The following is a 10,216-nucleotide window of genomic DNA, read 5'->3' on the forward strand; positions in this document are numbered from 1 at the left end:
GTCGCTGAATTCTTCCCAAACAGAATTAAAGCTCTCCATTGAGATTCTAAGCTTGGTTCATTTATTTGGAATTTGGTCATTATTAAATGAGATTTTTGATTTCTTACCAACGATTACCTTTAATAAAATCCGGGTTCAGTTTAATGGTAGCCTTGTTATTGGACTATTAAGGCAATACAAAAAAAATTATAGCTTCCACCAAGGAAGGTTTGAGTATATCAGTTCCGTAGTAATTATTTCTTTTTATCAGGTAAATCTTCCCAAAAAGCATCATCAGGCATTAAGTCTTTTGGGGAGCAATTCATTTCAAAAGCTAATCTATTTATATGGTTAAGATTATATTTACTATCTGAATTAGTACTTTCTATTTGTCCAATAAATCCCTCAGTCTTACCCAAAAAAGCAGCAATATCTCTTTGAGAGATCCCTTTTTCCTTACGGACTTCTCTAATTTTATCAATCACCGCTATTTCAAATTTTGACTTTTTTGCCATTATGTTTTGCAAATACTAGAATCTTTTCTAGTTTTACGCTTAGTAATAACTAAGTATTATACCTTCTGTTTGAAGGAATTTATTAGTTTTGCGATACTTTGTTTAAGATATCACGAGGCATCGCACTTACGTCTCTAAACTGAAAACGGCCAATTTTCTAATAGAAATGAGACAATAAGTGAAAATGCCCATGCCTTTGGCGTGGGCTCTCGCTTGCTCATTTCTAGGGTGCTTGGCCGTACCTCAGTTTAGGCAAGAAAGAGGGCCTGCGCCTTGTTTTTTACCTTGAGACGTTCCATATAAACTTTAAAGCGATGGAACAGAAAACTAAGCATTTTTCAGCGTTTGCCCCACGGATGGGTAAACCGATCAGTAAGGAACAGAAATCATCAGTTTTTGTCCCTCACCAGTCAGGTATCACCATCTTCGACCTGGTCTTCCGCTGTAAACCGAAGAATCCAATATAATATTAGTCGTGAGTATTTAGCTTTTGTTAAAGGAAGCGACAAGAATACTTGTTACTCAATTCAAACTAAATACCGATACCGAATTTCCTAAAACACTATCAAACCTAAAATCGGTATCCATTTTTACGAAAAGCTGTAGCTAGATCAAACGAGCTCATTACTCATGACTAGCTACTCAAGACTACAAAATTCGGAAGCTGCATTCGCTCGGGGGACGCCCCTCGCGTCTGGTAGGGCAGCCTGGCCTGGGGCTTTATTAGCACTGGGGTTTAATCAATTTCTTATACATGTAGAAAGCTATTGGAGTAGCTAGTATTGAGTCGTCAGCCTGCCTGGCGTCATACAGGTATTGAGATCTCGATAACGAAATCGAAAAGCCCTCCCTGAATAGATGGAAGAGTGTAAAGAACATCACTAAACATCTATCGGAAGACAAAATGTTCGCCCTCTCCTTAAAGGGAGAGGGAGGGGTGAGGGTTTTAGCGGCTTCGGAAGGCGGGATTGCCACATAAGAGGACATTTCGACAAGCTCAATGGCCTCTTACTCGCAATGACGGATTCGAGGATGTTGTCGTCTCCGTGCTCCAGTCTTATGTCTAGCGTCTAGTATCTAGCATCTAAAAAGACCCTAGACCAAGCATTCCTTTGGTTGCTGAGCTTGTCGAAGCATTCTACACAACCGCATATAAAGCATGAAAAAAACAACGTTTACATGCTTCCTGGCATTGCTATGCCTTTTTGGAAGCGAAACCTATTCCCAAGTTGCTTCACCTCCTGCCACGGAAGGGCCGGAAAATGCTCCGGCTCCCGTGGTGGTGTATGGGGAGATCAAGGGCTATCAGTCCATCGATAGCCTGCGGATCATCATATGGGAGGAATTCTTTAACCGCCACATCCATATCCCACAGGAGGAGCATCATATGGTACCCTTGGAAACCGGCAACTTTGTGGAAGGGGCCCATGGGGCACAGGTCTTTGAGTTCAGGATCGATGATCCTGCTGCCTACCAGTGGATTTCGGTGCGGGACAAAAGCATCAAGCTGATCGACCGCTTTCTGGTCCGCGCCAGGGATCGAGTGCGTATCCGCTTTGATAGGCTGACCGGACAGACCTTCTTTGGTGGTCCCGCAGCCCCCTATTATGAAGTGCAACAGTTGGTACGGAACAGCCTGGAACAATCAGATTTTAATCAGGCTCCCATCATGGTCACGAATAATAAGGAAAGAACACTTTCTCATGCGCCCATGGATTCCCTTTATAGACTAGCTGAAAAGCGGGAATCGGATATCCATTTGGTCATGGATTTCTTTACACCCGGGGAAGCCATGCTCCAGTATGTGGAAGACCTGTTGCAATCTCCCCTTTCTGCCCATCCGGCCTTTGAGATCATCAACCTGTATGAAGGAAAGGTGGAGCAGGAATTTCTGGATATCCTACGTGGCGAGGTGATGGGCAGGCTCTTGGAACGGCCGGTCAGTTTCCTGTCCGATGCCTACAGGGATGATGCCCTTAGTAAGGACTTATTGGAGAAGGTGTCTGAAATAATTGACGGGATATCCCTTTCTCCGGAAAGCCAGGCCAAGGCTCCCCTGCTGGTAAAAACGCAGATGGAATTTGCCAAGCTTAAGGCCAAGGCGGAAGGAAGCGGCCTACTGGCCCAGTTGGACCAGGCCCCTGCCCCACTTTGTGACCGGCTGTATGCCTATTATGTCTTTGAGTACATTAAGCAGATGGAAAATCCAGACCCTGTACTGCGGAGAGGGCTTGAGATAATCGGCACTCCCTGGATCAGGGAAAAGTTCAGCGAGCTACTGGCCCTGCACAGCCAGGGGGCTCCCCTCCTGCCCATCACCGTATTGGACAAGCAAGGACATGAGGTAAAGCTGGAGCAGTTCAGGGACAAGACCGTCTTCCTTTACTTCTGGATCGATGGCTGTAAGTTCTGCAAGGACTTTTACCAGCACAGCCTGAAAGAAGTCATGGCCCATTACGAAGACGACCCAGAGGTGGTATTCCTCACGGTGAATGGCGACCGTAAAATGGACCGTTGGCTGGGCTCGGTGGATTCGGGGATCTTCTGTGATCCTGAGGGGAATAACTTTTATGCGAACCGACCCTCTCCTGTCTTTGAGGACTATAAGATCACGAGTTTTCCTTATAAGATGCTCCTCAGTCCAGGTTACCGCATCTACCGTCAGGCTTTGTCCGGTAATGATCCGGATAAGCTGATCGAGGCCATTGAGGAAGCTAAAATGAGTGGTAAGGAAAAGGCCTTTTCAGAATAAATCCTATACAGACTAAACCCAAATATATCAATATAGATCTTTCTATGCTTGGTTGTGCCAATCCGCTGCGGTGGACGGCACGATTAAAATTGAGCCTAAGGCTCAACTTAAGTCGTCCCTCATCCCGATAGCTATGCGGGGTGAAGGGACAACAAAGGAATAACCCAGTGTATAACGAATACTTTGAAATCCGTCACTGCGAATCCGACGAAAGGAGGATGTGGCAGTCTCATATTCAATAAACGGGATTGCTTCATTTCGACCATTTAGTGCTTCGACAAGCTCAGCAACCAAATTGGTCTCCATTCGCAATGACGGATAAACAACAAATGAGTTCACTACTTCACTTTCAACCAAAACCTAACAGTCATGAGAAACTATTTACTATTGATCCTCTTTCTGCTCCTTGGACATGTCGCCTGGGGACAGGAAGCAGCAGAGCATGAAATCAGGGGTACTGTCTACTCCCAGGAGGACGGCAGTCCTATCCCCGGAGCGGTGATCAGTACCATGGACGGCGAAAAAAGAACCGTCAGTGATGAAAACGGATGGTTCAGCATCACCTTAGAGGCAGGCAAGATTAGCTTGGAGGTTTCCTACCTGGGCATGGCCACCTATGTGGAAAGCATCACAGTTCCACTGGCCTCCCCTTTGGAAATCCGGCTGAGCAGCGAAGGCATCGACTTGGAAGGTGTGGAAGTGGTATCCACAGGTTATCAGGAGATTCCTAAAGAAAGGGCCACCGGTTCATTCGTTCTACTCAATCAGGAACTGGTCAACCGCCGTGTAAGCACCAACCTGCTCGACCGTCTGGAAGATGTCACTCCCGGCCTGGTCTTTAACCGGGGCACCAATGCGGCCGCTGATCCCATCAGCATCCGGGGCAGAAGTACGCTTTTTTCCAATACGGCCCCACTGATCATCCTGGACGGCTTTCCTTATGATGGCCCCTTGGAAAACATCAACCCCAATGATGTGGAAAATATCTCCGTGCTCAAAGATGCCGCAGCCGCTTCCATCTGGGGTGCCCGTGCAGGCAACGGGGTGATTGTGGTCACCACGAAAAGCGGTAAGCAGGGCATGGCCCCTCAGGTCAGCCTGAACAGCAATGTGACGCTTACCTCAGCCCCCGATCCCTTTTATGAACCCCAGATGAACATAGGGGATTTTCTGGACATTGAACAGCAGTTGTTTGAAAACGGTTTTTACCGTAGCAGGGAAAACAGTTCCAACCGCACCAAGCTCTCTCCTATGGTGGAAACCCTGATCGCTCTCCGCGAGGGGCAGATCAGCCAAGTAGAAGCCGATGCCCAAATAGACCGCTTCCGCAATACGGATTTCCGAGGGGAACTGGAAAAGCATTATTATACACCCGCTCTCAACCAGCAGTACAGTTTGGGCATCCGGGGCGGGGGACAAAACAACAACTATGCGGTATCCCTAGGGTATGACCGCAACAATACTTCGGTGGCTCCCAATTACAGTGAACGGTGGACCCTGAACGGGAAGCAAAACTGGAAACTCCTGCATGACCGCCTGAAAGCTTCCGCAGGAATTTACCTCAGCAAATCCGCCAGCTTCCAGGGCACCCAGTTGCCCCAGGGCTACGCCTATGAATCCCTGACCGATGAAAACGGAAACCCGGTAGCCATTACAGGCAACCTAAGCACCCGTTACATTGCATCGGTGGCCGATGAGGGACTGTTGGACTGGAATTACGTTCCGCTGGACGAGATCGGACTAAAAGATTACCGCACCAATAGCTTGGACTGGCGGGCCAATCTGGGACTGGAATATAAGCTGGGCCATGGTTTTTCCGCCAAGGCCAGCTATCAGTATTGGAACAATAGTGGCCTGACCAGGAACATCGATCCTTTGGAGTCCTTTTATACCCGTGATCTGATCAACCGCCATACCCAAAGGGATGCAGAGGGGCTGCTCTCCTACCCTTTGCCCATGGGCGATATCCTCTATGAAAGTAGGCAGAACAGCTACTCCCATACGGTCAGGGGGCAATTGGACTATCAGAACAGCTGGCAGGGAAACCATTTCCTGAACGGGATTGGCGGCTTTGAAACCAAGTCACTGGAAGGCATGGGTTCGGGCAATTATTTCTACGGTTACGATGATGAACTCGGCACCGGCCAGCCTGTGGACCATTTGACCTCATGGCCATATTATTACAATCCCGGAAGAAGGGGCGCGATCAATGCCGGCATTGATCATAGTGGGACCATCGACCGTTTCGTATCCTATTATGCCAATCTGGGTTACCATTATCGCCACCGCTACCATTTGACACTCAGTGCCCGAAAAGACCAGTCCAATATCTTCGGGGTGGACACCAACCAAAAGGGAGTCCCCCTATGGTCGCTGGGAACCGCCTGGACCATCAGCGAGGAGGAGTTTGCCCAATCATGGAGCATTCCGTACTTAAAATTTCGGGCCACCTATGGGCATAACGGCAATGTGAACAAGAGCCTTTCCTCCATGGTCACTGCCCGATATTACACCTTTGCCTCTTACGATGAAGTCCCCGGGGCCAGGGCGGCACTGATCCTCAACCCACCCAACCCCGGCCTAAGGTGGGAGAAGATCAGCATCACCAACCTGGCCATGGACCTGGAAAACAAAAACGGGAGATTCTCAGGAACATTGGAATATTATATAAAGAAAGGTTCAGACCTTTTGGGAGAGGCCACTATTGCTTCCTCCAACGGGATGGATGAATACATGGGAAATTTTTCCGAGACACTTACCAGGGGCATGGACCTGGAATTTCGGGCCAAGCTCATCGATCGGGCCTTCGGATGGCAGGCAGCTTGGATGCACAGCTGGGTAAGGGAAAAGGTGGTGGATTATGAAAATACGCCTACGGTAAACAACCTGTTGGGCAGTGCACTGGGGGGCGGAGCCTATCCCATGAGCGGTCGTCCACTTTTTGGGATTTACACCTACCAATGGGCTGGACTGGACCCCGACACGGGAGATCCCATGGGGTACTTGGATGGAGAGCCCAGCACCGAATATCGTGATATCCAGCGGGCAGCGACCATTGACAACCTTCAATATCATGGTCCTTCCAGACCTACCCATTTTGGGGCAATGCGAAACGACTTCCGCTGGAAGAACCTTAACCTCTCGGTCAATATCTCCTACAGGCTTGGCTACTTCTACAAACGCAGGAGCATTGATTATTTCACTTTGTTAAGGGGGGAAATCGGCCATGGGGATTTTGATAAGCGATGGCAGGAGCCCGGTGATGAAGCCTTTACACAGGTACCTTCATTGCCCGGATCGGCGGACTTTTACCGCCATGATTTCTATATGAACTCCGGGGCTTTGGTGGAAAAAGGCGACCATATCAGGTTACAGGACGTCCGTTTGGGCTATTCCCTGAACAAGGATCAAGTACCTGCCCTGCCCTTTCAACATGTGGAGATTTATACCTACGCCAATAATGTGGGCATGATCTGGAAAGCCAGTGACGATCCCCTGGATCCGGATTACAGATCCAGCAAGCCCCTGAGGAGTTTGGCTGTGGGGTTGAGGGTCGATTTCTGATGGTTGTGGGCATTGCGCTTTCTAGGGTTCATCAATGCTTCTACCCTTCGGCCCTTCGACGGGTTCAGGGACCTCAGGCTCAGGGGCCAAAGCTCAGGGGCCGCATTTTCCGGATATAAAAAGTACAACCTCGTATTCGCAAAATATTCTCTATACCTGTCTGAGGCCAGGCAGGCTCAATACTAGACACTAAAGAAAACAGCTTCGTCCACCGATTCAATTCATGTTAAACAAAAATCAATTTCAAACATAGGTTATTTAATAAGGTGGTGGGCGGAGCTTGTTTTATCAAAGTATCAAGTAAGAAGATGAAAGAACAAAGAGTAAAGCAGAAAGACAGCACGGCACTGCGAGGACGACCTCGCTAAAGTAAACAGGTCTTTTGTCTAGTATCTTATGTCTAACTTCTAAACAGAGTCCCTTACCGCGCACATTCTTCATATGTAAATTACACATCATCAAAACCAGCGGGAAATGTTTCCAGACGGGAAACCGGGACTCTTTTTAGTACTGAGTACTATGTTAAAAGTATCAAGATGGATTATATACCTGTTTTGAGGTACCATAGGAGATGAAAGAATAAAGAGTAAAGAAGAAAGACCGAAATATTAGAACAATAATCTCAAAATCGGCCCTTGGAGCTGATGGTTTTGTGATGGTGCCAGAGGGCGTTTAAAAAAGAAGTTAGCTAGCCCTCGGATAGATCCACTTCTTTTTAGCCTGGAGGCACCGGAACAAAATCCTTTTGGGATAGACGAAATTAATATCGCATTGGAAAATGACCCAAAGGGAAGTCAGCTCCACGGGCCTAGACCTTTTTGTTACTTTTTCCGGTGATGGGAAAAAGTAAGACAATACTATACTCAATACTAAATACTATCAACATGAAATATCCACTCAAACCCATTCTTACTATTATGATCATCAGCATTGTACATTTGTTGAGCTCCTGTCAGGAGTTTCTCGATGAGAAGCCCAGTAAAGATATTGTGGTACCCAAGACTGCCCAGGACATAGAAGCACTGTTAACAAATTATTCTAGGTTCAATATAAATCCCCTCATTACCTTTGTCTTAGGACCGGATTATGAAACCACCACTGCTCAGTGGGAAGGTTTAAACCCTTGGCAACAGCAAGCTTACCTATGGCAGGACAATATTTTCGGCCCACTTGAAGGGTCAGTAGACTACCAATATTCCTACACTCAGGTATTCTACGCCAACCTTAGCCTTGATCTATTGGAAGAAGGAATTGAAGGTGAAATTGAAAAAATCAATGAACTGCGAGGCCTTGCACTATTTTTAAGAGCTTATGCCTACTCCAAAATTGCTATGATCCATCTACCGATACCAGGTTCAAAATTGAATAATGGATCTTATCAAATTCCCTTAAAACTTGTCTCCGACATAACCCAAAAAGCAGCCTGGGCCGGTGTGGATCAAGTTTATGATCAAATCATCAATGACCTGGAAATGGCTGTTCAATTATTGCCAGCACAAGTCCCCAACCCCATTTACGCCAACAAAACTGCTGCCCAAGCCTTATTGGCGCAGATTTATCTAGTTGCCGGGGATTTTGAACAATCGGCAAACATGGCCATGGAAGTAATTGATAACGGCCCTGATCTATTGGACTATAACCAACTGGACAGCAATAAAGAATATCCTTTTGAGCTGTTCAACCAGGAGACCTTGTATTATGCCAAAACCGATGGAAAAATAGATATCACTGCCTCCTCCAGCACCCTTATCCCGGAAGCATTGTACGCCTCTTATGCCGACAATGATTTACGGAAAGCGCTGTTCTTTCAGACCAATCAGGACGGAAGACAATTGTTCTACGGTTCCTATACCGGTGGGTATAACCTCTTCACAGGGATCTCCCTTTCAGAGGCCTACCTGATTGGGGCCGAGTCATTGATCCGGAGAGATAGACTGGAAGAAGGATTGGAGGTACTCAACCGACTTATGGAAAACCGGATCAAAGCAGGCGAATACATTCCATTGGAAACGGACGATCCCCAAGAGGCCCTGCAATTGATCTGGCAGGAAAGAAAAAAGGAATTGGTCTTCAGGGGCAGAAGTTGGGAGGATTTCAAAAGAATGGGCAGGGATGGACAAGGACAGCACCAGGCCAGCAGAACCATCAACGGTCAGGAATATTCCATAACTCCCGATGATCTACGAACCATTATTAAAATACCGGAAATGGAACTTGAATTGGAAGGGCAACTATAAGCATAAAAAATGGGTCGAGAAATAAACTCCCGGCCCATTACCGTTTACCGTTCTATCCATGGCTTATTCTGCTTCTGGCAGTTCCCCTCTTTTTACGAATTCCCTATCCTCATCAGGGCTGATGGGAGAGCCGGAACCGTGTGGCGCGTCAAACAGACATTCCACATCAGGTTCCGAATCACAGGTATAAGTAGTCGATCCGGGATTAATATTGGTAACATCGTACCAAACCCCATTGGACAGTCCAAATTCAGATGACATTTGCTTTGGCTTAGTAAAAGCAAAGGCGGCTACCATGGCTACTGCGAAAATACCTCCCCGTAGGAGGTTGTTAATGGAAAGTTTCATACTTTTATATTTTAATATTCACTAATGATTCCGGACGCTTTGATCATTTTGTTGGCTTAACAATCTTTTGAGAGGAGCGTTCGGTTTTATCCCCTACCGGTGCCAGGCAAGCACCTTGTACTTTCACTGGCTGTATTAATTTTTTGGTGCTGAATCGTTAGATGGTTGAATTGGTTAACTGGTTAATCAGACCCTGCGCATTTTCTGTCACCGTTTACCTTATTGAATAAAGGCTCTTCCCTTCTTTCCTTGCAAGTCTGGCCGAATAATATCCCTATTACGTTGATCACTATAAATACCAGGTTGAACATCAGGTGTTCCTCCCAGTCCAGGCTACTGAGTACTCCCCCACAGCTACAGGGGACTCGATCAAATATGCCCAGCAAGACCAACCCTATGTATGTGGTAAAGACCAATAACAGTCCCAGGCTGATCCAAAGGGCCGGGCGCCTTGTTCTCTTGCCGGTAAGGAACCAGGCAAGCGCCAGTTCGATAGGCGACAGGGAATAGAGAATAAGGACACTCAGCCACTCAGGGAATACCTGATTGTACAACGACCACTTGGTAGCCTTCCAATCGTACCATTTGCTGACCGCGGTATAGGCAAAAAGGAATGCTAAGAGGTAAGCCGCTACCTCCCTTATATTGATTTTTATTTGGGTCATCATGTCGGGATTTCATCTCCTTTTAGTTTTTCTAATTTATTCAGGCTAAGACATTTAATTAAACAATTCAAATATTTATTTGGACTTGATAACAAAAAACAATCATATGATAGCAGACAGTTACAAGTCTAATCCATATAAGCCCATAACTTGATA

The 10,216-nt window shown here is 46.8% G+C and carries 6 protein-coding genes; 3 read left to right on the top strand and 3 right to left on the bottom strand.

The window, feature by feature from the left end; translation table 11 throughout:
- Nucleotides 1–233: 233 nt before the first annotated feature.
- Nucleotides 234–494 (bottom strand): helix-turn-helix domain-containing protein, encoded by a 261-nt coding sequence (locus ACYVAA_RS20910; protein ID WP_460545566.1) that lies wholly within the window; start codon nt 492–494, stop codon nt 234–236.
- 1,159 nt (nt 495–1,653) lie between these two features.
- On the opposite strand from ACYVAA_RS20910, the gene ACYVAA_RS20915 reads away from it, so the two are divergent.
- The 3 genes from ACYVAA_RS20915 (at nt 1,654) to ACYVAA_RS20925 (ending at nt 9,047) form a co-directional block, all read left to right on the top strand.
- The gene (locus tag ACYVAA_RS20915) at nt 1,654–3,246 is read left to right on the top strand and encodes a TlpA family protein disulfide reductase (protein ID WP_460545568.1); all 1,593 of its coding nucleotides are present in this window, start codon (nt 1,654–1,656) and stop codon (nt 3,244–3,246) included.
- Nucleotides 3,247–3,615: 369 nt separating this feature from the next.
- A complete protein-coding gene (locus ACYVAA_RS20920; RefSeq protein WP_460545571.1) occupies nt 3,616–6,810 on the top strand; it encodes a SusC/RagA family TonB-linked outer membrane protein in 3,195 nt (1,064 codons plus the stop codon).
- Between the two features lie 884 nt (nt 6,811–7,694).
- Nucleotides 7,695–9,047, top strand: a complete 1,353-nt coding sequence (locus ACYVAA_RS20925) for a RagB/SusD family nutrient uptake outer membrane protein (protein WP_460545573.1) — start codon at nt 7,695–7,697, stop codon at nt 9,045–9,047.
- 63 nt (nt 9,048–9,110) lie between these two features.
- Here ACYVAA_RS20925 and ACYVAA_RS20930 read toward each other — a convergent pair whose 3' ends face one another.
- Both ACYVAA_RS20930 and ACYVAA_RS20935 read right to left on the bottom strand, forming a co-directional pair.
- Nucleotides 9,111–9,395 carry a hypothetical protein gene (locus tag ACYVAA_RS20930; RefSeq protein WP_460545576.1) on the bottom strand — a complete coding sequence of 95 codons (285 nt, stop codon included), beginning with the start codon at nt 9,393–9,395 and terminating at the stop codon, nt 9,111–9,113.
- A 182-nt stretch (nt 9,396–9,577) separates the two neighbouring features.
- Nucleotides 9,578–10,063, bottom strand: coding sequence for a MauE/DoxX family redox-associated membrane protein (locus tag ACYVAA_RS20935; RefSeq protein WP_460545578.1), 486 nt, complete (start codon nt 10,061–10,063; stop codon nt 9,578–9,580).
- Nucleotides 10,064–10,216: the final 153 nt, after the last annotated feature.

The organism is Echinicola sediminis, assembly GCF_054777495.1.